The sequence below is a fragment of the Actinomadura sp. 1N219 genome (assembly GCF_044326405.1).
Lineage (GTDB): Bacteria > Actinomycetota > Actinomycetes > Streptosporangiales > Streptosporangiaceae > Spirillospora.
The window spans coordinates 368,305-393,202 of sequence record NZ_JBIRAY010000010.1; the positions used below are offsets into that span (position 1 = coordinate 368,305).

The window sequence follows — 24,898 nt, forward strand, 5'->3', positions numbered from 1 at the left end:
CGACATGGATGGGGAGGTGGGACGTCGTGAACAACGCACCGGACCTTGCGCGCCCGGCCCCGGCGTACCGGGCCCTCGCGCTGCAGACGCGGACGCGGGCCGTGAACGGGCTGTCGCCGGCCGAGGCGCGGGACGCCATGACCGCGTCCATCGCCCGCATCGGCGGCGAGGTCGCCGCCGCGAAACGCTGGGTCGGCCCCGACCTGCGGCTGGCGGTCCTGCCGGAGTACGTCCTCAGCGGCTTCCCGATGGGCGAGCCCATCGAGCGCTGGCGCGACATGGCCGCGCTCGCTCCCGACGGCCCCGAGTACGAGGCGCTCGCCGCCGTCGCCGTCCGCGAGGAGCTGTTCCTGTCGGGCAACGCCTACGAGAGCGACCCGAACTTCCCCGGCCTGTACTTCCAGGCGTCCTTCGTGATCGACCCGTCCGGCGAGACGGTGCTGCGCTACCGGCGCCTGCATTCGCTGTATTCGCCGTCCCCCTACGACGTCTGGGACCGCTACCTCGACCTCTACGGCATGGACGCGGTGCTCCCCGTCGCCCGCACCGAGATCGGGAACCTCGCCTGCATCGCGTCCGAGGAGATCCTCTATCCCGAGCTGGCCCGCGCGCTCGCGCTGCGCGGCGCCGAGGTGTTCTGCCACGCGACGTCCGAGGCGACGAGCCCGATGCTCACCCCGAAGGCGATCGGCCGCCGCGCCCGCGCCGTCGAGAACCTCGCCTACGTCGTGTCGGCGAACAGCGGCGGCCTGCACGGCATCCCGATCCCGGGCGACTCGACGTCCGGCGGGTCGCAGATCCTCGACTTCGAGGGACGGGTGCTCGCCGAGGCCGCGGGCGGGGAGAGCGTCGTCGCCTTCGCCGAGCTCGACCTCGCCGCGCTGCGCCGCAACCGGGCCCGTCCCGGCATGGGCAACCTGCTGTCGCGCGTCAAGCCGGGCCTGTGGGCGGACGAGTACGCCCGGCACGACGTGGAGCGCCCGAACGGGCTGGCCGGACGCCCGCCCGAACGCGCCTGGTTCGCCCGCAGGCAGCAGGAGTCGATCGACCGCCTCGACCAGGCCCGCTGAACCCTCTCGCACCGAAGGGAAGACCATGGGATCGATCCGCGAAGAGATGCCGTTGCTCGCCAAGCACGAGGGCAAGTGGAAGGGCGCCTACACCTACGTCGACGCCGACGGCAACGTCACCGACCGGCACGACTCGCTCCTCACCTGCACCCTGCCCGTGGACGGCGAGCACGACTACCACCAGGTCAACGAGTACACGTGGGCGGACGGACGCACCGAGACGCGGGTGTTCCCCGGCGTCTACCGGGGCGCGGGCCGCTGCACCTTCGACACCGAGCGGCTGCGCGGCGAGTTCTGGGAGCTGGACGACCGCGTCATCTACCTCAACTGGATCTACAAGGACGAGGGCGAGGACCTGCGGCTGTTCGAGCTGATCCACCTCAGCGAGGACGGCACGCGCCGCAACCGCGTCTGGCAGTGGATCAGGGGCGGCGTCTGCTTCCAGCGCACCCTCATCAACGAGACGAAGGTCAGCTAGGAGGGTCAGTCGGGTCAGTCCGGTCAGTCGCCGAGGCGGGTGCGGTCGATGGAGGTGTAGGTCTCGCGGAGGTTCTCCAGGTGGGCGTGGCACGCCTCGCGCGCGCCCGCCTCGTCCCGCGCCTCGATCCGGGACAGGATCTCGCGGTGGTCGTGGTCGACGCCGTACCAGAACCTGGCGGGCGCGTTCTCCCGCAGGAACCGCTCGTTGAGGACGCGGAACACCGGCTGCGTGACCACCTCGAGGAACGGGTTGCCCGCCATCTTCAGCAGCACCGCGTGGAAGTGCCGGTTCGGCGCGAAGGTCTCGGCCGGGTCGAGGGCGCTCGGGTCGAACAGCGACTCGCGCAGCTCGGCCAGGCCCTCCTCGCCGCCGCGCAGCGCGGCCAGCCCGGCGGCCGGGACCTCCAGCATCTCGCGGATCTCCAGCAGCTGGTCGACCGTGATCCGGGTGTCGAGGGTGAGCAGGTTGAGGCTGGTCGCGAGGTACTCGGTGATCTGGTCGGGCCGCGGGTAGGCGACGAAGCTGCCGCCCGCGACGCCGCGCGTGGTGGTGACGAGGTTCTGGCTGGCCAGCAGCCGCAGCGCCTCGCGGACCGTGCTGCGGCTGACCCCGTGCTCGGCGGACAGCGCGGGCTCGATCGGGAGCCGGTCGCCGGGCTTGAACTCGCCGGCGATGATCCGGTCGCGCAGGCTGGCGGCGATCTCCGCGTACGCGGGCGCGCGCCGGTCGGGTGGTCTCTCGGCGGTCACGCGGCCATCGTACCGGTAAACGTCAGACTTTCTGTCCGGAGGGCATTGACGTGCGGCGGGACCACCCGGCAAGCTCTCCGATAACGCTCATCGGAACTCAATTCCGATTTACGGAACACGGAGGTGGTGTCGTGGCACTCCGCCGGGGAGGCGCGCCGCTCTCGATGGCCGGGGGCGTGCGCGAGTTCGCCGCCGCCACGCCGGACACCGTGGCCGTCGTCGAGGGGGAGCGGACCCTCACCTACCGGGCGCTGGACGAGCGGTCGAACCGGCTCGCGCAGGCGCTGCTCGCGCGCGGGCTGCGGCCGGGCGACCGCTGCGCCGTCCGGCTCGGCAACCGGCTGGAGTTCCCCGAGATCATCGCCGCCGCGGCCAAGGCGGGCCTGGTGCTCGTCCCGCTCGGGACGCGTCTCACCGAGCCCGAGACCGCCTACATCCTGGAGCACTCGCGGGCCCGCGCCCACATCTCCGACGAGGAGCCGCCGGTCCCGATGGACGTCGCCCTCCGGATCGGCGGGAACGGCGGGAGCGGTGCGAGCGGGACGGCCTCCCACGACTATGACAAGGCGCTCGAATCCGCGTCCGCCGCCGACCCGATGGCGCCCGTGGACGAGAACGACCCGTGCTGCCTGTACTACACGTCCGGGACGACGGGGAAGCCGAAAGGCGTCCTCAGCAGCCACCGCGCCCGGACGCTCATGTGCTATTTGTCCGCCATGGAATGGGGCCTCGGCGCCCGCCGCGTCAGCCTCGCCGTCGCGCCGATGTACCACGGCGCCGGGATGGTCTTCGACTACGCGCCCGTCGTCGCCGGCGGCACCGTCGTCATGCTGCCGAAGTGGGACCCGGAGCACATGCTCGCGCTGGCCGAGCGGCACCGGGCGCAGTCGGCGTTCCTCGTCCCGACCCACGCGCAGACGCTCCGCGAGTCCGGCGCGGTCGGACGGCACGACGCGTCCAGCCTCGACACCCTCTACTTCAACGCGGCCGCCTTGCCCGCCGTGCTGAAGGAATGGGTGACGGAGACGTTCCCGCGCGCGGGCGTCCACGAGCTGTACGGGTCGACCGAGGCGGGCATCGTGACCAACTGCCGTCCGGACGACGCGTCCCGCACCGGCTCGGTCGGCCTGCCCTGGTACATGACGGAGCTCCGCGTGGTGGACGACGCGGGCGAGCCCGTCGGTCCCGGCGAGCGCGGCGAGCTGTTCAGCCGCTCGCCGTTCCTGATGAACGGCTACCTGCGCGACGACGCGGCCACCGCCGCCTGCACCACCGGCGACGGGTTCCTGTCCAGCGGCGACATCGTCGTCCGGGACGAGGACGGCTTCGTCTACGTCGTCGACCGGAAGAAGGACATGATCATCTCCGGCGGGGTGAACATCGCGCCCCGCGAGGTCGAGGACGTCATCGGCGCCTTCCCCGGCGTCGCCGACTGCGCCGTCGTCGGGCTGCCGGACGAGCGCTGGGGCGAGCGCGTCGCCGCGTACGTCGTCGTCCGGCCCGGCGCGCCCGTCACCGCGGAGGCGCTGGACGCGCACTGCCGCGAGCGGCTGTCCGGCCCGAAGGTGCCGCGCACCGTCGAGTTCCTCCCCGTCCTTCCCCGCAACGCCGCCGGCAAGGTCCTCAAACGCGAACTGCGCGACCGCTGACCACCGGCCCGCCGCATTTTCCCCCATAACCGAAATCCGGAAGAGGTGCTCTTTCTTGCGACCCCACGTCGAACTCATCCAGGAGGCCGACTACGTCTGGCACGGCGCCGAACTCGCCGGCGGCGAGGGCCGGGCCAGCGAGCGCCGGCTGTCGGTCGACGAGGAGGACGGCTCCTGCTCGCTCCGCGTCGACTTCCACACCGACTGGGGCCGCGGCCCCGGCATCCACCATGCCAACACCGAGTACTACGTGCTCGAAGGGTCGATGACCTACGACGGCAGGGAAATCGGCCAAGGCGGCTACGTCTACGCGCCGAAGGGCGTCCCCACCGAGGCCATCACCTTCCGCGAGGGCACCCGGCTGCTGCACTACCGCGAGTACGGCGACGCCGGGTTCGACCCCGTCGAGAACACGAACGCGCCGCGCTGGGAGGACGCCCGCGAGGACGTCCTCGTCGTCGACTCCGACGCCATGACCTGGGACGCGGTGCCGAACCCCGGCCCCATGCCCGGCCTGTTCATCAAGTACCTGCACGTCGACCCGGTGACCGGCTTCTACACGCGGCTCGTCCACGCGCAGGAGGGCTGGACCGACCACCGCCTCGCGCACCACCCGTGCTACGAGGAGGCGTACACCGTCCAGGGGCACATGGAGTACAACTTCGGGACGCTGGACCTCGGCACGTACTTCTTCCGTCCGGCGCGCGTGAAGCACGGCCACTTCACCAGCATGGAGGGCGGCGCGACGTGGCTGCTGCGCTCCGACGGCGAGCTGTTCAACTGGTACACGCAGAGCGAATGGGTCCGCTGGGGCGGCGAGGCGATCAACTGGGGGCCGGGGGAGACCCGGCTGCGCTGGTCGACGTCGTCGCACGACCTGGGCGCCGGAAGCCCGGGACGCAGCGACCGGGACCTGGCCGACCTCCAGGCGTCCGTGCGGTACCAGCGGGAGCAGGGGGAGATCGACGAGGACTACGTCCAGCACGGGACGGGCACCGACAAGAGCCTCCTCGCCATCGCGAAGGCCATGGACGCCGCCCGCCTCCAGGGCGGCCACGGACACGACCACGACCACGACCACGACCACGACCACGACCACGACCACGACCACGACCACGACCACGATCACGACCACGACCATGACCACGACGACGCCTTGAAGGCCGACTGGGGCGCCGAGCCCGCGTCCCTCGAACACCCCGCCGACCGCACCGACGACCAGGCGCACGTCTGGGGCGCGGGCCGGAGCTGGCAGAAGGGCGACCCCATTCCGGCGCCGATCCTGTCCAGCCGCCCGATCCGCAGCCGCAGCGCGGGCCGCTGGAACGGCGACGGCATGTGACACCCGCTCCACAAGGAAATGCCCGGGCCGAACGGCCCGGGCATTTCCCTTATGCGATTCAGGTCCCTTATGCGATTCAGGCGGCGGATTCGCCGCCGAGGTAGAGCGTCTTGACCATCGGGTCGGCCTCCACTTCCGCGGCCGTCCCGGAAAGGCCGATGCGGCCCCGCTCCAATACATAGGCGCGGTCGGCCAGCCGCAGCGCGATCAGCGCGAGCTGCTCCACCAGGAGCACCGAGATGCCGCGTTCGGCGTGCAGCCGCTTGATGTAGGAGAACAGCTCGGCCGCCTTGAGCGGGGCCAGGCCGAGGGACGGCTCGTCCAGGACGAGCAGTTTCGGCTCGCTCATCAGCGCCCTGGCGATCGCGAGCATCTGCGCCTCGCCGCCGGACAGGGTGCCGCCCGCCTGGTCGCGGCGTTCGGCGAGGCGCGGGAACAGCTCCAGCGCCTCGTCCATCAGCCGCTGCGTCCTGGCCCGGTCGCGGCGCCGCGAGAACCCGCCGAGCTGGAGGTTCTCCAGCACCGTGTGGTCGGGGAAGATCCGCCGGCCCTCGGGGACGTGGCCGATGCCGAGCCCGGCGCGGCGCCATCCGGGGACGCGGGTGATGTCCGCCCCCGCGAAGGACACCGTCCCCTGGGACGGCTTCAGCAGGCCCGACAGGACCTTCAGCGTCGTGCTCTTCCCGGCGCCGTTCGGGCCGAGCAGGACGACGAACTCGCCCTCCCCGACCGTCACGGCGACGTCGTCGAGCACCCGGACGCCCTCGTACCCGGCCCGGATCCCGGCCATCTCCAGCAGCGCCGTCATGTCAGGTCCTCCACCAGGTCGGGGCGGCCGAGGTAGGCGTCCAGCACGGCGGGGTCCGAGCGGACGTCCGCGGGCGGGCCGGACGCGATGACCTTCCCGCTGTCGATCACGGTGAGCTCGTCGCACACGTCCATGACGAAGTCCATGTTGTGCTCGATCAGGACGACGGCGAGCCCGTGGTCGCGGAACGCGCGGCACAGCCGGGCGAGCGCCTCGATCTCGGCGGGGACGAGGCCGGTGGCGGGCTCGTCCAGGATCAGCACGCGCGGCCCGGACGCGACCGCCCGCACCACCTCCAGCAGGCGTTTCTGCCCGTGCGACAGGGACCCGGCGGGCTGCTCTGCGCGTCCGGACAGCCCGGCGAACGCGAGCAGCGCGGCGGCCTCCGCGCGGGACGCGGCCTCGCGGCGCCGGTAGCGCGGCAGCCGCAGGACGGCCGACGGCAGCCCGTACTTCTCGCGCCCGCGCATCCCGGCGAGCACGTTGTCCAGGACGCTCTGCTGCGCGAACAGGTGCGGCGCCTGGAAGACGCGGGTGACGCCCCGCTCGGCCACCGCGTGCGGACGGCCCGGCGCGGGCTCGCCGCAGATCAGCACCTCCCCGGCGTCCGCCCGGTGGAACCGCGTGAGGCACGCGACGGTGGTGGACTTGCCGGAGCCGTTCGGCCCGATGATGCCGTGCACGCTGCCCGGGGCGACGGAGACGTCGACGCCGTCGACGGCCTTGACGCCGCCGAAGTGCTTGACGAGCCCGCGCCCTTCGAGCGCGGGGACGTCCGGGTCGACCGCGCCGGGCAGTACCGACTCGGGCAGCGCGCCGGACGGCTCGTGGTCCTCGCCCTCGGGCGGGCGGCCGAACCGGGTGCTCCGCCACGTCCCGACCAGGCCCTTCGGGACGAGCATCATCGCGAGCAGCAGCGTGCAGCCGAGGAACAGCGTCGTGTACCGGGCATGGTCCTTGATCAGCTCGACGACGGCGGCGATGACCGCGACGCCGAGCACCGGCCCGGCGAGGGTGCCGATGCCGCCGAGGAACAGCCCGACGAAGAACACCAGGCCGTTGTCGAGGATGCCGACGTCGGGGTTGATGAAGCCGAGCTGCAGCGCGTACAGGCCGCCGGACAGCCCGGCGATCGCGCCGGATAGCGTGAACACGAGCACCTTGGTGCGGGTCGGCCGGATGCCCATGGCCGCGGCCGTGTCCGGGCTCTCCTTGACCGCCATCATCGCGCGCCCGACGCCGCTGCGGACCACGTTGCGCTGGACGACGTACACGATCACCAGCGCGGCGAGCGTCACATAGTAGAACTGGACCTTCGACAGCCCGCCGGGCGCGACCCCGACGATGCCGTTGACGCCGCCGGTGACCCCGTCCCACGCCTTGCCGCCCTCCACCACGATCAGGTTGGCGGCGAGTGTGATCATGCCGAAGTACAGGTAGGTGGCGCGCAGGCTGATCATCAGCACCAGGCCGGAGAAGACGGCGCCGAGCAGCATCGCGAGCGCCACCCCTATGGGCCATGGCAGCCCGGACTCCACGGTCACGTACGCGACGGCGTACCCGCCGAGCAGCTGCATGCCGGTGTGCATCATCGACAGCAGCCCGCCGAACCCCATCGACAGGTTCAGCGAGATCGTCAGGATCGCGCTGATCGCGGCGGACGCCACGAGCCCGTTGTAGTACGAGGCGTTGTAGCTGTAGAAGTCGGTGATCGCCGGCCACGCGAGCAGGATCACGGCCGCCGCGGCGGTCAGGACCGTCGGCAGCCGGCGCAGCGCCGCGTCCAGCACGGCCGTCCCTGCGGCCGCCGTTTTCGTCGGTGCGCTCATCAGTGCGCCTCCATGGGCTTGCCGAACAGGCCGGACGGGAACGCGACGAGGATCAGCGCCAGCAGCCCGAACACGACGAAGTCGCCGGTCGTGGCGCCGGCCAGGTTGCGGACGACGGCGTCCAGCAGCCCGACGACCAGCCCGCCGACCAGCGCGCCGCGCGGCGACCCGACCCCGCCGATCACCGCCGCGGTGAATCCCTTGATCGTGAACAGCAGCCCGGACGCGGGCCCGATGAACAGCAGCGGCGCGGCCAGCACGCCGGCGAACGCGCAGATCACCGCCGCGATCACGAAGCTGAGCAGGATGACCCGGCGGACCGGGACGCCCATGATCACGGCGGCGTCGGCGTCGTGCGAGGCGGCCCGGATCGCGCGGCCGTACGCGGTCCGCCGCAGGAACACGTCGTACCCGGCCATCACGGTCAGCGCGACGCCGACCGTGAGCAGTTGCTGCCAGGCGATGCGCTGCCCGAGGAAGTCCAGATGCCCCGGGGCGAGGGCGCGCGGGCGGAGCGCGTCCACGTCGAAGTAGCGCAGCGTGAACAGCGCCTGGAAGATCATCGCCGCGGCGAGGGTGGCGATGATCCACGCGTACCGGGAGCCGGACAGCCGCACCGGCATCATGATCATCCGCTCGCTGAGCAGCCCCATCCCCGCGCCGAGCACCAGCGTGACGAGCAGCGCGGCCGGCCACCCCCACTGCCACAGCGCCACCACCTGGTAGCTGATGGCCGCGCCGAGCACGAGCGGCTCGCCCTGCGCGAAGTTCATCACCCGGGTCGGCTGGAAGACGATCGCCAGGGCCAGCGCGACCAGCGCGTACACCGACCCGGCGAACAGCCCGTCGATCCAGACCTGTGCGCTCACGACGAGCTGATCTCCTCCGTGTACCAGCCCTTGCCGTCCTTGTTCCACTGGTAGAGGTGCACCTGGCTGTAGAACTCGTGCTTGTCGCCGGGCTTGATCGCGTTGCCGGACGGGCTCTGCTGCGCCGTGACGTCGAGCTTCTCGATCGCGTCCGCGAGCTTGGCCGCCTCGGTGCTCTTGGCCGACTTCACGGCCTGCTCGAAGGCGAACAGGCAGTCGGCGGCGATGGCGGCGCCCTTCGGTGACGTCGCGCCGCTCTTCGGCCCGACGTTCTTGCCGTACTTCGCCTCGATCGCCTCGATGTGCTTGCGGTAGCCGGGCATCCACTCCGCGCGGGGTTTGCGCGTCGGGTACTCGTAGAGCGCGGCGGGGAACACCGCTCCCTTGGCGGCGTCGCCCGCGGCCTCGATGAACGAGATGTTCTGCATGCCCGAGCCGGCGCCGACGATCTTGCCCTTGTAGCCGGACTGCGCCGCGGCCGCCATCGTCTTCGCGCCGCCGACGCTGCTGGACACCATGATCGCCCCGGCGTTCTTGAACTTGTCGACGTGGGCGCGGTGGGACTGGTCGTCCGCGCGGCTCTTCTCCCAGCCGAGGTACTTGATGCCGGCCTGCGGAAGCAGCGTCTTCAGCAGCGCGTCGGTGTTCTTGCCGGTGTCGTCGCCCTCGTAGACGAGGCCGAGCGACTTCGCGCCCTCCTGCTTCAGCCAGCTCACGACCACCTGGGCGTCGAGGGTGAAGGGGTCCTGCGAGCGGAAGCCGTACTTGAGGCCGGAGAAGTCGCCGGTGGAGACGGCCGGCTGGCAGTTGAGCTTCGCGTTCTTCTCGTAGGTGCCCTTGGCGGCGTCGTAGAAGGCGGTCAGCGACGGGCCGACGACCAGCTTCACCGCGTCGTTCCCGGCCAGCTCGTTGGCCGCCTGGACGGCCTTGCCCGGGTCGAGGGCCGAGTCGCGGACGACGAGCTTCAGCTTGGAGCCGTCCAGCCCGCCGGCGGCGTTGATCCGCTCGATCTCCACGTTCAGGGAGTTCTGCTGCGAGATGCCCAGCACGGCGAAGGGCCCGCTCATCGGGGCGATCAATCCGATCTGCAGCTCCGGCTTGTCACCCGCGGCCTTTCCCGAGCATCCGGCCGCGGTCACGGCCAGCGCCGCGAGCCCCGCGGCGACCGTGACGACTGATCTGCGCATCTGCACCTCCGCCAGGACGTTCCTGTTATCGGAACGCGGTTCCGTAGAGATGGACGCTATAGAGCGCTCTCAACGAGTGTCAATAGGTCTGACTTTTTCGCTCCATGACGTTTCTGTTACATGGTGAGCTGCGATAACAGGGGCCCTCGCCGCGCCCGCCGGAGCGGGCGCGGACCGTGGCCGCCGGGGCCCGTCAGCTCGGATCGGTAACGTGGCCCATGAGAGCGGAAAGCCGTCCCGTCACGGCGAGCAGCGCCTCCGCGCACGCCTCCGCCTCGCCGCGGAACCGCTCCACCGGCCCGCACACGCTCACCACCGCCGCCGGGACGCCGTGGTGGTCGAACACCGGCGCGGCGACCGACGCCGCGCCGGACTGCCGCTCGGCGAACGAGCGGGCGTACCCGCGCCGCCGGATCGCGGCCAGCTCCGCTCTGAGCGCGTCCCGGTCGACGACCGTCCGGTCGGTGAGCCGGCTGAGATGCCCGGCCGCGAGGCACTCGTCGATCTCCGGCCCCGGCAGGAACGCCAGGAACGCCTTCGAGGACGCGCCCGCGTGCAGCGGGAACGGCACGCCGAGCGACACGGACATGATCACCTCCCGGTCCGGCGTCACCTGGTCGACGTACACGCGCTGCGCCCCCGCCCGGACGGACAGCGTCGCCGTCTCCCGCGTCGAGCCGGACAGCGCGACGAGATCCGGAGCGGCGAGGCGGCGCACGTCGATGTGGTCCAGGTAGGCCAGGCCGAGCCGCATCGCGGTCAGGCCGAGCGCGTACCTGCGGGTCTCCTCGTCCACCTGGAGCAGCCCGCGGCTGCGGAGCGACGTGAGGATCCGGTGCACGGCGGGCTTGGAGAGCCCGAGCGCGTCGGCGATCTCGGTGACGCCGAGCGTCCGGGAACCGGCCTCGGCGAACAGCACCAGCACGTCCGCCGCCCGCTCCACCGTCGAGGCCGACTGCCCGCTCCGCTCGCCGCCGCGGGCCTGCTCGGCGGCACGGGTCTGCTCGCCGCCGCCGCGGGTCTGCTCGGCGGCGCGGGTCTGCCGGGGCATCGCGGGTCCCGGCTCAGTCGCGGCGCAGGCCGACGGGCACCGGCGGGTCGGTGACGATCCGCGTGTCGAGGAACTCCCACCAGTCGTCCTGCGTGACGCGCTCGCCCTCCCATTCCGCGTCGGACTTCAGCCCGCCGAGCGCGGCGCGGTAGTCGCCCCACGCGGCCTCGTCCTCGAACGCCGCCCAGTTCTCGATCGTGTAGACGTCGCCGATCACGCTGTAGTACCAGCGGACCTCCTTGACCATCGGCAGATCGCGGTAGAACCAGCGCTCGCGGTCCTCCAGCCAGGCCCAGAACTCCTTCTGGTTGCGGCGGGACCGCTCGCTCAGCTTCATCCGGTAGACGAGGTAGATCATGCAGAGTCCTCCGTGTGTTCCGCTGTACGCAACGACGTCACATCAGGTCGCGAAGGTCATCCTGTAACAGCTTTCCGCTAATTGGAATACCTCAGGTGGACGAAGGCGCGGCCCGTCCGTCCGGGCGGGACCGGCTCGCCCGGCCCGAGCGCCGTCCAGCGCGGCCCGTGCGGCGCGGCGAGCCAGAGAACCCGAGCGGAGGCCCCGAACGAGGCGGGAACCTGCTCGTACACCCACGTTCCCCCAGACCGCGCCGAACGGAGCGGCAGCCCGCCGTCCGGGACCGGGACCGTGAGCAGCGGCGTCCGCGCGGCGCCCTCTGCGCCTCCCGCACCGTCGAACCAGTCCGGGACGCCGGAGAACCAGGCCAGCGCCGTCACCCCGGTCGACGTGCGCGAATCGGTCCGGGTGCCGCGCGCCGGGATCCAGCCCCGGTCGCCCGGCCCGTAGCCGGCGCCGGAGACTTCGAGTTCGCCGTCCAGGACGACGAACTCCTCGTCGCACCCGTAGTACCCGGCCCCTGGGCGCGACCATCCGGCAGGGAACCGCACCAGCGAGAAGGACGACCCGTCCCCGCGGTCCACCTCCAGCCTGACCAGCGCCACCGGAGGCGCGGACCCCGGGATCGTGAACGTCCGCCACGGCAGCCAGCCGCCGAGCGGATCCACGTCATCGAGGTAGAGCGCCATGCCTGTTCCTCATTTCGGAACGATGTTTCAGTTAGTATGCCCGCGTCCCGTCCGGTCGTCGATCCTGGAGAGCGCCCCATGCTCAGCAGCCCCCGGTACGCGGTACTCGGATGCCACGACCTCGCCGCCGGCGCGCGGTTCCTGTCCGTCCTCGGCTTCGCCGAACGCCGCCGCGGCACGCTCGACCCCGCGGCCGCCGAAGCCCTCTACGGCCTCCCCGGCCCGGCCGAGGAGGTCCTCCACCTCCCGGACGGCGCCGACACCGGCGGCCTGCTCCTGGTCGCCGCGCCCGAAGGCTCCCCGGCCATCGCCGCCGGAGGCTACGCCGTCGACGTCTACACCCGCGACATCGAGGCGAGCGTCGCCGACCTGGTCGCCGCGGGCGGCGTCCCGTCCCCGATCGCCCGCTGGGAACTCGGCGGCCGCCGCTTCGCCGAGTGCGGGGTCGTCGGCCCCGGCGGCTTCAGGGTCGTCCTGGTCGAGGGCGACTCCCGCCGCGCCAGCCTCCTGGACGGCGACGAGACCCGGCGCCACTCCGAACTCCAGGCGGCCGTCCACCTCACCCGCGGCTGCGACCACGCCTTCTGGACGAGGCTCGGCCTCGAACCGCTCTACTCGCAGCGCCTGGTCAACCCGGCGGTGGCCGCGCTGATCGGCATCGACGCCCCGGACGCCGAGATCGTCCTGGACCTCTTCTGGGACGGCCGCGGCGCCCGCGTCGAGCTGATCAGCTTCCCCGGCCTAGACCTCCCGGAGGGCGACGCGTCGTTCACGTCCGGCATGCACGCGGGCGCCTTCCCCGTCCAAGACCTGCACGCCGCCCATACCCTCCTAACCACCGCCGGAGCCCACACCGGCGAAATCGTAGAAAGCGCCCTACGCGGCGGCCACGCCTTCACCGCCACCTCCCCAGACGGCGCCCACCTAGAACTCTGGACCGCCTAACCCACCGCCCACTCGGATGGGCGGCGGTCGGGGTGGGTGGGGGGCTTGGGTCAGGGGAGTGGTTCGTAGAGGGTGACTGGCACGCCGTTCGGCGTGGTCGCGGTGGTGGCGGTGGCCTTGCCGTGTAGGGGGTCGTCGGTTTCGATCGGTGCGGCGGTGACTTGGCCGCCGGTGCGGCGGACGGTGTCCAGGGCCGCGGCGAGGTCGCGGGTGCGGACCGTCCAGCCGCTGTGCCCGAGCGATCGGCCCGGACGCTGGACGGGACGCCGGTCCACCCGGTGCTCGCCCTCCGCCGACGTGACCTCGATCCTCGCCGTGCGCTCCCCGGCGAGGAACGCCAGCCGCATCCGGGTGCCCGGCGGGAGGTCGGCGACGGCGTCGAAGCCCGGCGAGGAGAACACGACGTCGTACCAGAGGGACATGCCGAGGCCGTCCGGCCCCCAGAACGCGATCTCGGCGTCCGCGTCGGGGACGTGGCAGACCACCGAGGTCAGCTCGGTGTAGAGGCGCTCGGGGTCGGCGTCCCAGGCGGCGGTGCCGCGCGCGGCGGCGGGCTGCACGAACACGACGGCCGTCCCGTCGGGCGCGGGGCACACGCCCTGGGTGACCGTCACCTCCTGGTCGCCGGCGGCCACGGCGTAGGTGGCGGGCGGCGTCGACCAGCCGATGCCCGCCTCGGCGAACCGCGCGTGCGCGGTCTCGATGTCCCTGGCGTACATGTCGATGCCGATCAGGCCGATGTCGAGGTTGTGCGGGCGTGCGGCCGGGGCGAGCGGCTCCGGGACTCGTACGAGATGGATCTGTCCGGTGTCGGCGCCTGCCGCGCTCAGGGCGATCGCTTCGACGCCTGACGGGCCGGTGCCCCAGAGCGCGGCGGCCACCGGGCCCGGGACCTCGCCTTCGGCGGCGACCTCGTAGCCGAGCCGGCCGCCGAAGAAGTCCAGATGGGGGGCGAAGTCGGTGACGCCGACGAGTGCGGCGGTGATGCCGTCCACCAGCGGGTCCGTGGGGCGGTCGTCCATGGCGGTATCCTCGATGTTCCGTTTTGCGGAATGGTGTTTCGATTTCTCGGCGGTGACGTTAGGCTCGCCGGAGCCGGGCTGTCAACGTCCGGCCGACCCCGCGGACAGGAGGACCCATGCGCGCCGGAGTTCCGGGCATGCCGATCAACAGCAGGCACCTCGGGGAGTGGCGGGGCGAGTACGTCCACCTCGACGCCGCGGGGACGGTCGTCGACCGGCACGCCTCGCACCTGCGCTGCTGGGTGCCGGCGGACGGCTCGTACGACATCTTCCAGGTCAACACCTACACCTGGGCGGACGGCCGGGTGCAGGAGCTGGAGTTCGGCGGCCGCCTGCGCGGCGACGTCTGCCACTTCGACAACGACCGGATCGTCGGGGAGATGAGCCAGGTGGACGGGCAGGCGATCGTCCTCACCTGGTCGTACAAGAGCGACCCCGGCAACTACCTCTACGAGCTGATCCAGCTGTCGCGCGACGGGCTGCACAAGTGCCGGACCTGGCACTGGATGGACGGCGACCGGCTCGTGCGGCGCACGATCATCAACGAGTCCAGGGTCGCCTGAGCCCAGTCGGGCGCGGCGGGTCAGGGCTGAGTGCCGAGCGGGCGGGCGCCGTCCGGCCACCAGTCGCCCGCGCCGTAGGGGTCGGCGAGCGGCTGCGAGCCGTGCTCGTGGACGACCCGCCACCGGTCCCGCTCCAAGCGCAGCAGCCAGGTCATCCGCATCCGCAGCCGGCCCTCGCGGCCGTCGCCGTGGACGTCGTAGTCGACGACCCCGGTCACCTGGCCCAGGGCGCCGCTCTCGAAGAGGTGCGGGCCCTCGGCCCACCGGAAGGCGTCGATCCCGACGGGCGCCTCGAAGTACGCGCGCCAGCCCCGCTCGATGCGGTCGCCGCCGCGCGTCGTCCAGCGCGGGCCCTCGGGGAAGACGTAGGCGTCGGGTTCGCTGGAGAACGCGTCCAGGACGGCGTCGAGATCGCGGTCGATGACGGCCTGGATCATGTCCTCGACGGCGGCGAGCGGAGTCTTCATCGCTGTTCCTCCCGGATCAGGCGGCTTGATCGTGGATGCTGCGGCGAGTGGGCTAGGGTTCTCGAAGCGCTCGGGACCGTCCTCGGGGACGGAACGGTTTTACACTGATCGAAACGGATATCGTCCTGGCGTCGGGAAGGAACCACGTCCATGAGCAGCAGCGCTCAGCCGAGCGAGCGTTCCCCGGGCTCGCGCCAGACCGCCGGGTCCGGGCAGACGATCGCGACGGTGGAACGGGCGGCCGACGTCCTGATGTTCTTCGCCGAGCAGCGGTCGGCGACGCTCGGCGTCACCGAGGTGGCGAACGCGCTGGGGATGTCGAAGGCGGCCGTGCACCGCATCCTCTCGTCGCTGCGCCTGCGCGGGCTGATCGAGCTGGACGAGGCGACCCGCCGCTACTCGCTCGGCATCGGCGCGATGAAGCTCGGCATGGCGTACCTGGAGCGGATCGACGTCCGGACGGTCGCCCGGCCCGAGCTCGTCGCGCTGTCCGAGCGGACGTCGGAGACCGCGACGCTGTCGGTCAGGTCCGGCTGGACGCGCTCCTACATCGACCAGGTCACCCCGCGCCGCGAGCTGATCATGTCGGTGACGCTCGGCCGGCCGTACCCGCTGCACGCGGGCGCGTCGTCCAAGGCGTTCCTGGCCTTCCTGTCCGACGACGAGATCGCGCACTACCTGGCGCAGCCCGCGCTGGAGCAGCTCACGCCGGCGACGATCGCGAACGCGTCGCGGCTGCGGCGCGAGATCGCCGAGATCCGGGCCCGCGGCTACGCCCGGTCGGCCGCCGAGCGGCAGGCGGGCGCGGCGTCGGTGGCCGCGCCGATCCTCGACCAGCACGACCGGCCGATCGCGGTCATCAGCGTCAGCGGGCCGGTCGAGCGGTTCAGCGAGGAGGCCGAGGCGTGCGCCGCCGCGCTGCTGCAGACGGTCCGGCGGCTGTCGGAACGGTTCGGCCACCGCGCCGCGTGATGCCCCGCGCATTCAGTAGGCCGTCGTCCCGGGCTTGACGACGCCGAGCAGCGCCGCGATGACCACGAGCGTCCAGATCGCGAGGACGTACGGGATGCTGCCCTGGACGGCGCCGCGGATGTCGCGCTCCACCGCCGGGTCGCTGCCCTTGCTGACCAGCGTCGCCCACGCGGCGCCGAACGGCTGGAGCTTCACGCGGATCATCAGGCCGCCGGCGATGCAGAGCGCGTACGCGACGACCTTGCCCGCGAGCCATTTGGGGTTGGACGTCACGCCGAACGGCTCGTCCGCCGCGAACGTGTAGGCGGCGGCGCCGAGGAGGATGGCGACGAGTCCGATGCGGACGGCGAGGTCGGTCCGGTGGACGAGGGCGCCGAACCGTCCGGGTCGCCGCCGGTAGTCGGCGATGACGAGCCACAGCCAGACCAGCGCGAGGGCCCAGACGGCGGCGAGCCGCCAGCCGCCGAAGACGTCGCGGCCGAGGTCGTCGGCGGCCATCAGCGTGATGCCGCTCGGCAGGAACAGCACCAGGCAGATCCGCGGCGACATGTCGACCACGTGCATGATCTTGACGGCGATCCCGCGGGCCTCGGCGGACAGCTCCGGCTTCAGGATGAACCGGCTGGAGTAGAAGACGCCGAGGTCCCCGCCCAGCCAGTAGGCGAACAGGACGATGTGCAGCAGGATCGCCCAGCTGTGCAGCGTCCATCCGTGCGTGCCGATCACGAGGCCCTCCGTCGGGGGAAACGTCAGACTGTTATTCGTACCATCATTCCGAGAAGGACGGAACAGCGTTACAGTCGGCGGAACAGGTTCTCGGGAGGCTCCGATGGGACGACAGCTCGGCGTGCGCGACCCCCGCACGGGACGCGTGGACCACACCCTCACCTGCGCGGACGCCGAGGACGTCCGCGCGGCGGCGGCCCGCGCCCGCGCCGCACAACCGGCTTGGCAGGCCCTCGGAGCGCAGGGGCGAGCCGACGCTCTGCGCGCCCTCCGCGACGCCGTCGCCGCGGGCGCGGAGACGATGGTCGCGGCGCTCGTCGCCGACACCGGGCGGCTGCCGGTCTCCCGGCTGGAGGTCGACAGCGTCGTGGCGTCCCTCGGCCGCTGGTGCGACCGCGCCCCGGCCCTCCTCGCCGCGGACCTGCTCACCGCGGACGCTGCCGTCCCGACCTCGATGCCGGGCATCGCGCTGCGCCAGGACCCGCTGCCGTATCCGCTGGTCGGCGCCATCAGTCCGTGGAACTTCCCGCTGCTCCTCGCCATGATCGACGCCGTCCCCGCGCTGCTCGCCGGGTCCGCCGTGCTGCTCAAGCCGAGCGAGATCACCCCGCGGTTCGCCGACGTCCTGCGCGACCGCGTCGCGACCGTCCCCGAGCTGGACGGCGTCTTCACCGTCATCGACGGCGACGGAACGACGGGCGCCGCGGTCGTCGACACCGTCGACCTCGTCTGCTTCACCGGCAGCGTCCGCACCGGACGGGCGGTCGGCGCCGCCGCGGCGGCCCGGTTCATCCCCGCGTTCCTCGAACTCGGCGGCAAGGACCCCGCGATCGTCCGCGCGGACGCCGACCTCGACCGCGCCGCGCAGGCGATCCTCTACGGCGGGACGGTCAACACCGGCCACTCCTGCATGTCGATCGAGCGCGTCTACGTCGCCGAGCCGGTGCACGACGAGTTCGTCGACCTGCTCGTCGCGCGGGCGCGCAAGGTCGGCCTCGCATACCCGGACGTGGCGGACGGCGACCTCGGCCCCATCATCTCCGCCGCGCAGATCGCGATCATCGCGGACCAGCTCGCGGACGCCGTCGCCCGCGGCGCGGCGGTCCGCTGCGGCGGCGAGATCCGCGAACTCGGCGGCGGCGTCTACCTGGAGCCGACCGTCCTCACCGGCGTCGATCACGGGATGAAGGTCATGCGGGAGGAGACGTTCGGCCCGGTGCTGCCCGTCATGCCGTTCGCGGACGACGACGAAGCGGTGGCGCTGGCCAACGACAGCGAGTTCGGGCTGTCCGCGGCCGTGTTCGCGTCCACCACGGAGGCGGCGCTGGCGGTCGGCGCGCGGCTGGAGGCGGGCGGGATCAGCGTCAACGACGCCTCGCTCAGCGGGTTCGTCCAGGACGGGGAGAAGAACGCCTTCAAGTCGTCCGGCCTTGGCGGGTCGCGGATGGGCGCGGCGTCCATCCGGCGCTTCCAGCGGCAGCGCTCCTTCCTCATCCGCTCGCCCGACGACAGGGCGCCCTGGTGGTTCAGCTGACCGGGCCGGTTCGCCTGATCCGGTCAGCCGCGCAGTTCGATCTCGATCCCGGCCGGTCCGCGCAGCGCGTTCGCGCCGAGTGGGGCGGCACCGGCCTTGAGCAGGGCGTTCCGGGTCTCGTCCGGGCTGTCGGACGCGAACACCAGGCGGCGCAGCCCGAGCGGCCCGCCGGTGCGGTCCGCGGCGTCCACCCCGGCGAACGACATGATCTCCAGCCGCGCGGGCGCGTGTCCGGGCGAGACGAGGAACGTCAGCCGGAGGGACGCGCCCGCCGGCATGCCCGTCATCCGGTCGAACGGCGCGCCGGACATCTCGCCCTCGAAGAGGATCTCCAGGCCGCCCGCCCCGGCGAAGAACGCGACGGCGGCGTCGTGATCGTCCGGGACGATCACCGCGGTGTGCAGTTCGCCGTGCAAGCGTTCGGGGTCGGACTCCAGGGCCGGGCTCGGCCGGTGGCCGGTCGCGGCGCGCGGGATCGTCCACCAGACGCCGTCCGCGTCGAGCGCGACGAACTCGCTGAGCGTCGCCGCGCCGTACGGGTACGTCACGCGCGGAAGGGAGCGGCCGCCGGCCGCGTCGATCGCGGCGGCCGTCCGCTCCAGGTCGCGGGAGTAGATGCCGAGCAGCCGCGGCCCGACGTCCCAGAGCCTGGGGGAGGACGGCTCCGGCGCGCCCGGCGCCCCCGGAACGGCGGCCAGGCGGAGCAGGCCGGTGTCGCCGCCCGGTCCGCCGAGCAGTGCGCCGCCCGCGTCGCGGCCGAGCACCTCTAGGCCGAACGCACGGGTGTGGAAGGCGACGGACGCGTCGAGATCGCGCGTCCCCACCACGGCCTCGACGACGGCCCCGAGCGGCATGTCACCACCTCCAGCGGGACGACATTCCAGTAAGTGAGACGCCCCTTGTGTCTGACCTTTAAAGTCAAGCAACATATCAGCATTAATGAAACATCGTTCCCGTGACCGGAACGGAGGGATCGTGACGGCGGTCCAGCGGTACGACCTCGTCATCGTCGGAGCGGGCACCGGGGGGATCCCGTGCGCCGCCGAGGCGGCGGGACGCGGCGCCCGCGTGCTGCTGGTCGAGAAGGACTCCCGGGTCGGCGGCACCCTGCACACCACCGGCGGGCACATGTCCGCCGCGGGCACCCGGCGCCAGCGCGATCGCGGCATCGACGACACCGTCGAGGCGCATCTGGCCGACATCGAGCGGATCAGCGGCGGCACCGCCCGCGCCGACCTCGTGGACCTCGCCGCCCGCAACGCGCCCGAGACCATCGACTGGCTGGACGACCTCGGCTTCGAGTTCGCGCCCGAGACGCCGCGCCTCGTCTACGGCCATGAGCCGTACGGCGTGCCGCGCACCTATTACGGCAAGGACGCCGGGCTGTCCATCCTGGCCGTCCTCAAACGGCTGCTGGACGAGCAGATCGCCGCCGGACGCGTCGACCTGTGGCTCGGCAGCACCGCCGTCGGCCTCACCGAGCAGGCCGGCGCCGCGCCGTGCGTCACGGTGCTGCGCGGCGGCGTGGACGAGATCGAGGTGACGGCTCCCGCGATCGTCCTCGCCACCGGCGGGTTCGCGTCCGACGACGACCTGTTCCAGGAGATCGAGGGGGTCCCGCTGGTCAGCGCCGCGCACCCGACGTCCACGGGCGACGGCCTGGTCATCGCCCGCGACGCCGGCGCCGCGATCGCCGGGCGCGGCCGGTACCTGCCGACCTTCGGCGGGCTCCCGCACCCGACCACGCCGGGCAGGGCGTACTTCGGCGAACGCCCGCTGCTGGTCGCCACCGAGCGCCTCCCCTGGGAGATCTACGTCGACCGCGCCGGACGCCGGTTCGTCGCCGAGGACGAGCCCAGCATCGACCGCAAGGAACGCGCGCTGGCCGCGTCCACCGGCGGCGCCTTCTGGACGGTCTTCGACGACGGCGCACGGCTCAACTCCGTCCCGATGGTCATCGGCTGGAGCCCGGATGACCTGCTGGCGAAGGCGGGCGTGCGCGCGGGCGTCCACAAGGCGGACACGCTCGCCGGCCTGGCCGCGCTCACGGGTATAGACCCGTCCGGCCTGGAGGACACCGTCGACCGCTACAACAAGGCGGTCGCGTCAGGCCACGACGCCGATTTCGGCCGCGTCCACCTGCCCGCCCCCATCGCGGACCCGCCGTTCTTCGCGATGGAGAACCATGCGATCACGCTCGTGACGTTCGCGGGCGTGGACATCGACGAGCACCTGCGCGTCCGCCGCACGGACGGCGCCCCGATGGAGGGGGTCTACGCGCTGGGCGAGCTGATCGGCGCCGCCGCCACCTGCGGCAACAGTTTCTGCGGCGGCATGCTGGTGACCCCGGCGCTGACCTTCGCCCGCCTCCTGGCCCGCCGCCTGACCCCGGCCGCCGGCCACTGAGCACCCGAAGCGCCGCCCTCGCCGGGCTCGCCGGGCTTGCCGTCAGACCGGCATTTGGTCAGGGGCGGCGGGTGCCGAGACCTTCGGGGTGAGCGCCGTGGCCAGGGTCTGAGTCACGATCGCGGCGGTTTCGCCGGCGGTCTGGGGGAGCGGGAGGCAGGCGGCGACATAGCAGTCCGGCCGGACGATCAGCAGATGGTCGGTGTGGGCGGGGAGCCAGCCGGTGAGCGTGCCCGTCCGGTCGTGGAGGGTTGTGGTCTCGGTGGTTTCCGGCGCGGGGCCTTCGGGCCTGACCAGCGTCAACCTGCGGCCTGCGGTGATCGCGGTGGCGGACGCGAGCCGCTGCGCGACGTCCTGCACCGACGCTCCGTCGCCCGGGACGGCCAGCAAGGAGAAGTCGCCCGCCAGATGGGCGCGCAACGTGGTCGTGCCCGTGGGCCCGTCGGGAACCAGGGTGCCCGCGCCGTCGCCGGGGACGGTCAGCGGGGAGTCGACGTAGGGGAACGGCTCGTACAGGCGACCGCTGTCCACGTCCGAGTGCCGCGCCGGGTCGGTCGCCGCGGCGGCGAGGACCGCGTCGCGCCGGGTGACGCCCTCGGCGGACGCGGGCGTCATGAACCGCATCGTGGCGCCGGTGACCTCGACGTGGTGCTCGGCCGCGGCCCGGCGCTCCATGTCGTAGGTGTCCAGCAGCGCGGGGTCCGCGCGCCCGGCGAGGACGAAGGCCAGTTTCCAGGCGAGGTTCTCCGCGTCCTCGATCCCGCTGTTCATCCCGCGGGCGCCGAACGGGGAGACCACGTGCGCGGCGTCGCCCGCGAGGAACACGCGGCCCTCGCTGAAGCGCTCCGCGCAGCGCTGCTGGAACGTGTAGGTGTTGGCGCGCAGGATCCGCGTCTCGTGCTCGCCGATGACGCCGCGCAGCATCTCGTCCAGCCGGGCGAGGTAGTCGTTCTCGTCGGCGTCGGGCTCGATCTGCCAGTCGACGCGCCACCGGTCGGGGCCGAAGCTGTGCATGAGGACGATCCGGCCGGGGTGGAACGGCGGGTCGAACCACAGCCGCCGCTCCCGGCTGAAGGGCAGGTCGGCGGCGAAGTCGCAGACGAGGAAGCGGCCTTCGGTCTGCCAGCCGGAGTAGGCGATGCCGAGCCCGCCGCGCACCCGGCTGCCGATCCCGTCGGCCGCGATGACGTAGGGGGCCCGGTGGGTCTCCGCGCCGTCCGGGCCGGAGGCGTGGACGGCCACCTCGCCGCCGCTGTCGTCGACCGAGGTGACGGTGCATCCGTGCCGGAATCGGACGAGGCCGCACGCCTGCGCCTGCGCGTGGAGGAGCTCTTCGGTGCGGAACTGCGGGAAGTTCACGAACGGGGGATACAGCTCGCCTTCCGAGGTGGGGAAGCGGAGCTGGAGGAGCTCGCGCTCGCGGAAGTACGTCCGGCCGAGGGACCAGCTCGCGCCGTCCCGCATGATCTCCGCCGCGACGCCGAGCCTGTCGAGGAGGGACAGGACGTCGCGCTGGACGGTCACCGCACGCGACTGGCCGCAGCTCGGGGTGGTGCGCCGTTCGAGGACGGTGCTGCGGACGCCCTGACGAGCCAGCAACAGCGCCGCGGTCATCCCGACGGGTCCGGCCCCGATGATGACGACCGGGCTCTCGGTTGTCGACACTCGTCCACCTCCGACGTTCGATTATCGGTTATGCAGATCGCATATAGAGCAATCCTGACAACTGGCGGCGGAATGTCAACCCCCACCAGCGTTTTTGCATCATTCGGTTGCCGTGTGCGATAATCGGTGGCCGATTGGCGGACGGGCGGGGGCGTCATGAACACACGTGCGGGCAAGCCGGTCGAGGTCGCCCAGACACTCGACCGCGGGCTCCAGGTACTCGAAGCTCTCGCGGACGCCCAGGACGGCCTCACGGCCACCGACGTCGCCGCGAAGCTCGGCGTGCACCGCTCGATCGTCGCCCGGCTGCTGACCACGCTGCTCAGCCGGGGCTATGTGGGCAAACGCCGCGACGGCCGGTACGTGCTGGGCACCACGCTGCTCAGCCTCGCCCGGCAGGTCTCGAACAACCTGCTCGTCATCGCGGGCCCGGAGCTCGCCGACGCGGCCGAACGGCTCGGGCTGACCGCCGTCCTGCACATCGCCGACGGCGCCGACGCCGTCGCGCTGGCGTCGGTGGAGCCCCGCAACGCCGCCTTCCACGTCGGCATCCGCCCGGGGTCCCGGCATCCGCTGCCGCAGGCCGCGTCCGGCCAGGCGATCCTCGCCGGCAGGCCGCCGGTCGAGGGCGAGGACCCCGAGATCACCGAGGCCCGCGCCAAGGGGTTCGCCCAGACCACCAGCAGGCTGGTGCCCAACTTCACCGGCATCGCGGCCCCGATCGGGATCGCCGGCGAGGCCGAGGCCGCCGTCGGGCTGATCGTCCCGGCGCACGAGGTCCACGACTACGACCTGCTGGCCCGCGAGGTCGTCGCCCTGGCCGACCGCATCGGCCGCGCCCTGCACTGACCGTCCGGCCGCGTCGCGCATCTCATCCGGGCGCGTCCCGCGCCCCGGCACCCCTGATCCCGCTCTCCGGCACGCCCCGCCGCAGCCCACTGCTTGCGGCGTTTCCGCTTGCCTTATGACGCGCTCACCTGGCCGTTCCCACGCTCTCGTGCGCGCGCGGGGGCGGCGCGGTTCCGTCCGCCGGAATGCGGGCGACTCGTTGACAGTGGCCGCCGTCACGGTGCATGCTCTCGCTATCCGGTCTACGAAACCGATTATCGGTGAAGACTTCGGCGAAAGGCGGCGCATGTCGGTCCCCACCCCACCCACACCCCGCGACCTCAGGCGCGTCGCGCTCGCCAGCCTCGTCGGCACGGCGATCGAGTGGTACGACTTCTTCATCTACGGCACGGCCGCGGTGCTAGTGTTCGCGCCGCAGTTCTTCCCCGGGTCGTCCGACCTCGCCGGGACGCTCGCGGCGTTCAGCACCCTGGCGGTCGGCTTCCTCGCCCGGCCGCTGGGCGGCGCGCTGATGGGCCACTTCGGCGACCGCGTCGGACGCAAGTCGATGCTGGTCCTCTCCCTGCTGCTGATGGGCAGCGCCACCTTCGCCATCGGTCTGCTGCCCACCTACGCCGACATCGGCGTCTGGGCGCCGATCCTGCTGGTGCTGCTGCGGTTCCTGCAGGGCTTCGGCGTCGGCGGCGAGTGGGGCGGCGCGGTCCTGCTCGCCGTGGAGAACGCACCGGCCGGCAAGCGCGGCTTCTACGGGAGCTTCCCGCAGATGGGAGTTCCGGCCGGAGTGATCCTGTCCAACTCGGTCTTCCTGCTCATTCTCGCCACGGCCGGAAAGCAGGGCTTCATCGACTGGGCCTGGCGGCTTCCCTTCCTGGGCAGCATCGTGCTCGTGGCGGCGGGCATGCTCATCCGGGCCAAGATCGGCGAAACTCCGGAGTTCGAGGAACGCCAATCCCGGGGCGTCCAGCGGAATCCGCTGCTGTCGGTCATCAAGAACAACCCGCGGCAATTGCTGCTGGCCGGCGGGACCTTCCTCGCCAACAACGCCATCGGCTACGTGATGATCGTCTACATGCTCAGCTACGGGACGAAGACGCTCAAGCTCAGCCAGAACACGATGCTCACGCTGGTCCTTGTCGCCAGCTTCGTGTGGCTGGTCACGCTGCCGATCTTCTCCGCGATGTCCGACCGCGTCGGCAGGAGCCCGGTGTTCCTCGGCGGCGGGCTCGTGCTGCTCGTGTGGTCGATTCCGTTCTTCGTCCTGCTGGACACGAAGACCATTCCGCTGATGGTCGTCGCGGTCGTCGTCACCGCGCTCGGACTGTCCGCCACCTACGGGCCGCAGGCCGCCCTTTTCGCGGAACTCTTCGATGCCGACGTCCGCTACAGCGGCGCTTCTCTGGGATACCAGGTCGGCGCCATTTTCGGCGGAGGTTTCGCGCCTTTCATCGCGGCCTGGCTGCAGGGGACGACCGGTTCCTCGTTGTGGGTCGGCGTCTATCTCACAGCGCTCGCGCTGATCAGCCTCGTCTCCATCCACGTTCTGCGCGGGCAGGCCCGGACCACCGTGGAGGCCACTCCCCAGCTCGTGTGACGGCGTCGCTCACACGCAGTCTCAGGGCCGCCGGCCATCTCATGGCCGGCGGCCCTCACACGCTTTTCCGGGACGA

General features: G+C 72.1%; 24 protein-coding genes. 11 read left to right on the forward strand and 13 right to left on the reverse strand.

Annotated features, from left to right (window positions below; genetic code table 11):
* The first annotated feature begins 26 nt into the window (after positions 1-26).
* Both ACH35V_RS28940 and ACH35V_RS28945 read left to right on the forward strand, forming a co-directional pair.
* Complete coding sequence (locus ACH35V_RS28940; RefSeq protein WP_395976929.1) at positions 27-1,070, forward strand: nitrilase-related carbon-nitrogen hydrolase; 1,044 nt, start codon at positions 27-29, stop codon at positions 1,068-1,070.
* A gap of 25 nt (positions 1,071-1,095) precedes the next feature.
* On the forward strand, positions 1,096-1,548 hold the full coding sequence (locus tag ACH35V_RS28945) for a DUF3598 family protein (RefSeq protein ID WP_395976931.1): 453 nt from the start codon (positions 1,096-1,098) through the stop codon (positions 1,546-1,548).
* A gap of 23 nt (positions 1,549-1,571) precedes the next feature.
* Here ACH35V_RS28945 and ACH35V_RS28950 read toward each other — a convergent pair whose 3' ends face one another.
* Entirely contained in the window at positions 1,572-2,300 is a 729-nt protein-coding gene (locus ACH35V_RS28950; protein WP_395976933.1) for a FadR/GntR family transcriptional regulator, read from the reverse strand.
* A 131-nt stretch (positions 2,301-2,431) separates the two neighbouring features.
* On the opposite strand from ACH35V_RS28950, the gene ACH35V_RS28955 reads away from it, so the two are divergent.
* Positions 2,432-3,949, forward strand: coding sequence for a class I adenylate-forming enzyme family protein (locus tag ACH35V_RS28955; RefSeq protein WP_395976935.1), 1,518 nt, complete (start codon positions 2,432-2,434; stop codon positions 3,947-3,949).
* 55 nt (positions 3,950-4,004) lie between these two features.
* Positions 4,005-5,291 carry a DUF4437 domain-containing protein gene (locus ACH35V_RS28960; RefSeq protein ID WP_395976937.1) on the forward strand — a complete coding sequence of 429 codons (1,287 nt, stop codon included), beginning with the start codon at positions 4,005-4,007 and terminating at the stop codon, positions 5,289-5,291.
* Between the two features lie 76 nt (positions 5,292-5,367).
* On the opposite strand, the gene ACH35V_RS28965 is transcribed toward ACH35V_RS28960, so the two are convergent.
* The 7 genes from ACH35V_RS28965 to ACH35V_RS28995 all read right to left on the reverse strand — a co-directional run bounded on the left by ACH35V_RS28965 (position 5,368) and on the right by ACH35V_RS28995 (position 12,082).
* Positions 5,368-6,099: an ABC transporter ATP-binding protein gene (locus tag ACH35V_RS28965; RefSeq protein ID WP_395976939.1), complete on the reverse strand. Its 732-nt coding sequence runs from the start codon at positions 6,097-6,099 to the stop codon at positions 5,368-5,370.
* Entirely contained in the window at positions 6,096-7,928 is a 1,833-nt protein-coding gene (locus tag ACH35V_RS28970) for an ATP-binding cassette domain-containing protein (protein WP_395976941.1), read from the reverse strand. Before ACH35V_RS28970 ends, ACH35V_RS28965 begins: the two co-directional genes overlap by 4 nt.
* Positions 7,928-8,797: a branched-chain amino acid ABC transporter permease gene (locus ACH35V_RS28975; RefSeq protein ID WP_395976943.1), complete on the reverse strand. Its 870-nt coding sequence runs from the start codon at positions 8,795-8,797 to the stop codon at positions 7,928-7,930. The genes ACH35V_RS28970 and ACH35V_RS28975 overlap by 1 nt, the downstream gene beginning before the upstream one ends.
* Positions 8,794-9,984: an ABC transporter substrate-binding protein gene (locus tag ACH35V_RS28980; RefSeq protein WP_395976945.1), complete on the reverse strand. Its 1,191-nt coding sequence runs from the start codon at positions 9,982-9,984 to the stop codon at positions 8,794-8,796. Before ACH35V_RS28980 ends, ACH35V_RS28975 begins: the two co-directional genes overlap by 4 nt.
* 193 nt (positions 9,985-10,177) lie before the next feature.
* Positions 10,178-11,035, reverse strand: coding sequence for an IclR family transcriptional regulator (locus ACH35V_RS28985; protein ID WP_395976947.1), 858 nt, complete (start codon positions 11,033-11,035; stop codon positions 10,178-10,180).
* A 13-nt stretch (positions 11,036-11,048) separates the two neighbouring features.
* Positions 11,049-11,393 carry a hypothetical protein gene (locus ACH35V_RS28990; protein WP_395976949.1) on the reverse strand — a complete coding sequence of 115 codons (345 nt, stop codon included), beginning with the start codon at positions 11,391-11,393 and terminating at the stop codon, positions 11,049-11,051.
* Positions 11,394-11,470: 77 nt separating this feature from the next.
* Complete coding sequence (locus tag ACH35V_RS28995) at positions 11,471-12,082, reverse strand: hypothetical protein (RefSeq protein ID WP_395976951.1); 612 nt, start codon at positions 12,080-12,082, stop codon at positions 11,471-11,473.
* A 78-nt stretch (positions 12,083-12,160) separates the two neighbouring features.
* On the opposite strand from ACH35V_RS28995, the gene ACH35V_RS29000 reads away from it, so the two are divergent.
* Positions 12,161-13,027: a VOC family protein gene (locus ACH35V_RS29000; RefSeq protein ID WP_395976953.1), complete on the forward strand. Its 867-nt coding sequence runs from the start codon at positions 12,161-12,163 to the stop codon at positions 13,025-13,027.
* A 50-nt stretch (positions 13,028-13,077) separates the two neighbouring features.
* Here ACH35V_RS29000 and ACH35V_RS29005 read toward each other — a convergent pair whose 3' ends face one another.
* The gene (locus tag ACH35V_RS29005; RefSeq protein ID WP_395976955.1) at positions 13,078-14,049 is read right to left on the reverse strand and encodes a hypothetical protein; all 972 of its coding nucleotides are present in this window, start codon (positions 14,047-14,049) and stop codon (positions 13,078-13,080) included.
* A 116-nt stretch (positions 14,050-14,165) separates the two neighbouring features.
* Here ACH35V_RS29005 and ACH35V_RS29010 point away from each other — a divergent pair, with 116 nt between their 5' ends.
* A complete protein-coding gene (locus tag ACH35V_RS29010) occupies positions 14,166-14,612 on the forward strand; it encodes a hypothetical protein (RefSeq protein WP_395976957.1) in 447 nt (148 codons plus the stop codon).
* Positions 14,613-14,632: 20 nt separating this feature from the next.
* Here the strand turns inward: ACH35V_RS29010 and ACH35V_RS29015 are convergent, their stop codons facing one another.
* A complete protein-coding gene (locus ACH35V_RS29015; RefSeq protein ID WP_395976959.1) occupies positions 14,633-15,079 on the reverse strand; it encodes a nuclear transport factor 2 family protein in 447 nt (148 codons plus the stop codon).
* 150 nt (positions 15,080-15,229) lie between these two features.
* Between ACH35V_RS29015 and ACH35V_RS29020 the strand changes: the two genes are divergently transcribed.
* Positions 15,230-16,051 (forward strand): IclR family transcriptional regulator, encoded by an 822-nt coding sequence (locus ACH35V_RS29020; protein ID WP_395976961.1) that lies wholly within the window; start codon positions 15,230-15,232, stop codon positions 16,049-16,051.
* A gap of 12 nt (positions 16,052-16,063) precedes the next feature.
* On the opposite strand, the gene ACH35V_RS29025 is transcribed toward ACH35V_RS29020, so the two are convergent.
* Positions 16,064-16,777, reverse strand: coding sequence for a hypothetical protein (locus ACH35V_RS29025; RefSeq protein WP_395976963.1), 714 nt, complete (start codon positions 16,775-16,777; stop codon positions 16,064-16,066).
* Between the two features lie 103 nt (positions 16,778-16,880).
* On the opposite strand from ACH35V_RS29025, the gene ACH35V_RS29030 reads away from it, so the two are divergent.
* Entirely contained in the window at positions 16,881-18,311 is a 1,431-nt protein-coding gene (locus ACH35V_RS29030; protein WP_395976965.1) for an aldehyde dehydrogenase family protein, read from the forward strand.
* 23 nt (positions 18,312-18,334) lie between these two features.
* On the opposite strand, the gene ACH35V_RS29035 is transcribed toward ACH35V_RS29030, so the two are convergent.
* Positions 18,335-19,165 carry a VOC family protein gene (locus ACH35V_RS29035; RefSeq protein ID WP_395976967.1) on the reverse strand — a complete coding sequence of 277 codons (831 nt, stop codon included), beginning with the start codon at positions 19,163-19,165 and terminating at the stop codon, positions 18,335-18,337.
* Between the two features lie 121 nt (positions 19,166-19,286).
* Here ACH35V_RS29035 and ACH35V_RS29040 point away from each other — a divergent pair, with 121 nt between their 5' ends.
* Complete coding sequence (locus ACH35V_RS29040) at positions 19,287-20,717, forward strand: FAD-dependent oxidoreductase (RefSeq protein WP_395976969.1); 1,431 nt, start codon at positions 19,287-19,289, stop codon at positions 20,715-20,717.
* Positions 20,718-20,759: 42 nt separating this feature from the next.
* On the opposite strand, the gene ACH35V_RS29045 is transcribed toward ACH35V_RS29040, so the two are convergent.
* Positions 20,760-22,382 (reverse strand): FAD-dependent oxidoreductase, encoded by a 1,623-nt coding sequence (locus tag ACH35V_RS29045; RefSeq protein WP_395976971.1) that lies wholly within the window; start codon positions 22,380-22,382, stop codon positions 20,760-20,762.
* A gap of 156 nt (positions 22,383-22,538) precedes the next feature.
* On the opposite strand from ACH35V_RS29045, the gene ACH35V_RS29050 reads away from it, so the two are divergent.
* Positions 22,539-23,231, forward strand: coding sequence for an IclR family transcriptional regulator (locus ACH35V_RS29050; RefSeq protein ID WP_395976973.1), 693 nt, complete (start codon positions 22,539-22,541; stop codon positions 23,229-23,231).
* Between the two features lie 286 nt (positions 23,232-23,517).
* Positions 23,518-24,822 (forward strand): MFS transporter, encoded by a 1,305-nt coding sequence (locus tag ACH35V_RS29055; protein ID WP_395976975.1) that lies wholly within the window; start codon positions 23,518-23,520, stop codon positions 24,820-24,822.
* Positions 24,823-24,898 lie beyond the last annotated feature (76 nt).

Bases quoted from the DNA above. Each gene is read 5' to 3' on its own strand.
- ACH35V_RS29020 (WP_395976961.1), top strand. From the start codon at position 15,230: ATGAGCAGCAGCGCTCAGCCGAGCGAGCGTTCCCCGGGCTCGCGCCAG.
- ACH35V_RS28995 (WP_395976951.1), bottom strand. From the start codon at position 12,082: ATGGCGCTCTACCTCGATGACGTGGATCCGCTCGGCGGCTGGCTGCCG.
- ACH35V_RS29055 (WP_395976975.1), top strand. From the start codon at position 23,518: ATGTCGGTCCCCACCCCACCCACACCCCGCGACCTCAGGCGCGTCGCG.
- ACH35V_RS29005 (WP_395976955.1), bottom strand. From the start codon at position 14,049: ATGGACGACCGCCCCACGGACCCGCTGGTGGACGGCATCACCGCCGCA.
- ACH35V_RS28980 (WP_395976945.1), bottom strand. From the start codon at position 9,984: ATGCGCAGATCAGTCGTCACGGTCGCCGCGGGGCTCGCGGCGCTGGCC.
- ACH35V_RS29030 (WP_395976965.1), top strand. From the start codon at position 16,881: ATGGGACGACAGCTCGGCGTGCGCGACCCCCGCACGGGACGCGTGGAC.
- ACH35V_RS28965 (WP_395976939.1), bottom strand. From the start codon at position 6,099: ATGACGGCGCTGCTGGAGATGGCCGGGATCCGGGCCGGGTACGAGGGC.
- ACH35V_RS28985 (WP_395976947.1), bottom strand. From the start codon at position 11,035: ATGCCCCGGCAGACCCGCGCCGCCGAGCAGACCCGCGGCGGCGGCGAG.
- ACH35V_RS28970 (WP_395976941.1), bottom strand. From the start codon at position 7,928: ATGAGCGCACCGACGAAAACGGCGGCCGCAGGGACGGCCGTGCTGGAC.
- ACH35V_RS29015 (WP_395976959.1), bottom strand. From the start codon at position 15,079: ATGAAGACTCCGCTCGCCGCCGTCGAGGACATGATCCAGGCCGTCATC.
- ACH35V_RS28945 (WP_395976931.1), top strand. From the start codon at position 1,096: ATGGGATCGATCCGCGAAGAGATGCCGTTGCTCGCCAAGCACGAGGGC.
- ACH35V_RS29000 (WP_395976953.1), top strand. From the start codon at position 12,161: ATGCTCAGCAGCCCCCGGTACGCGGTACTCGGATGCCACGACCTCGCC.
- ACH35V_RS29010 (WP_395976957.1), top strand. From the start codon at position 14,166: ATGCGCGCCGGAGTTCCGGGCATGCCGATCAACAGCAGGCACCTCGGG.
- ACH35V_RS29050 (WP_395976973.1), top strand. From the start codon at position 22,539: ATGAACACACGTGCGGGCAAGCCGGTCGAGGTCGCCCAGACACTCGAC.
- ACH35V_RS29035 (WP_395976967.1), bottom strand. From the start codon at position 19,165: ATGCCGCTCGGGGCCGTCGTCGAGGCCGTGGTGGGGACGCGCGATCTC.
- ACH35V_RS28990 (WP_395976949.1), bottom strand. From the start codon at position 11,393: ATGATCTACCTCGTCTACCGGATGAAGCTGAGCGAGCGGTCCCGCCGC.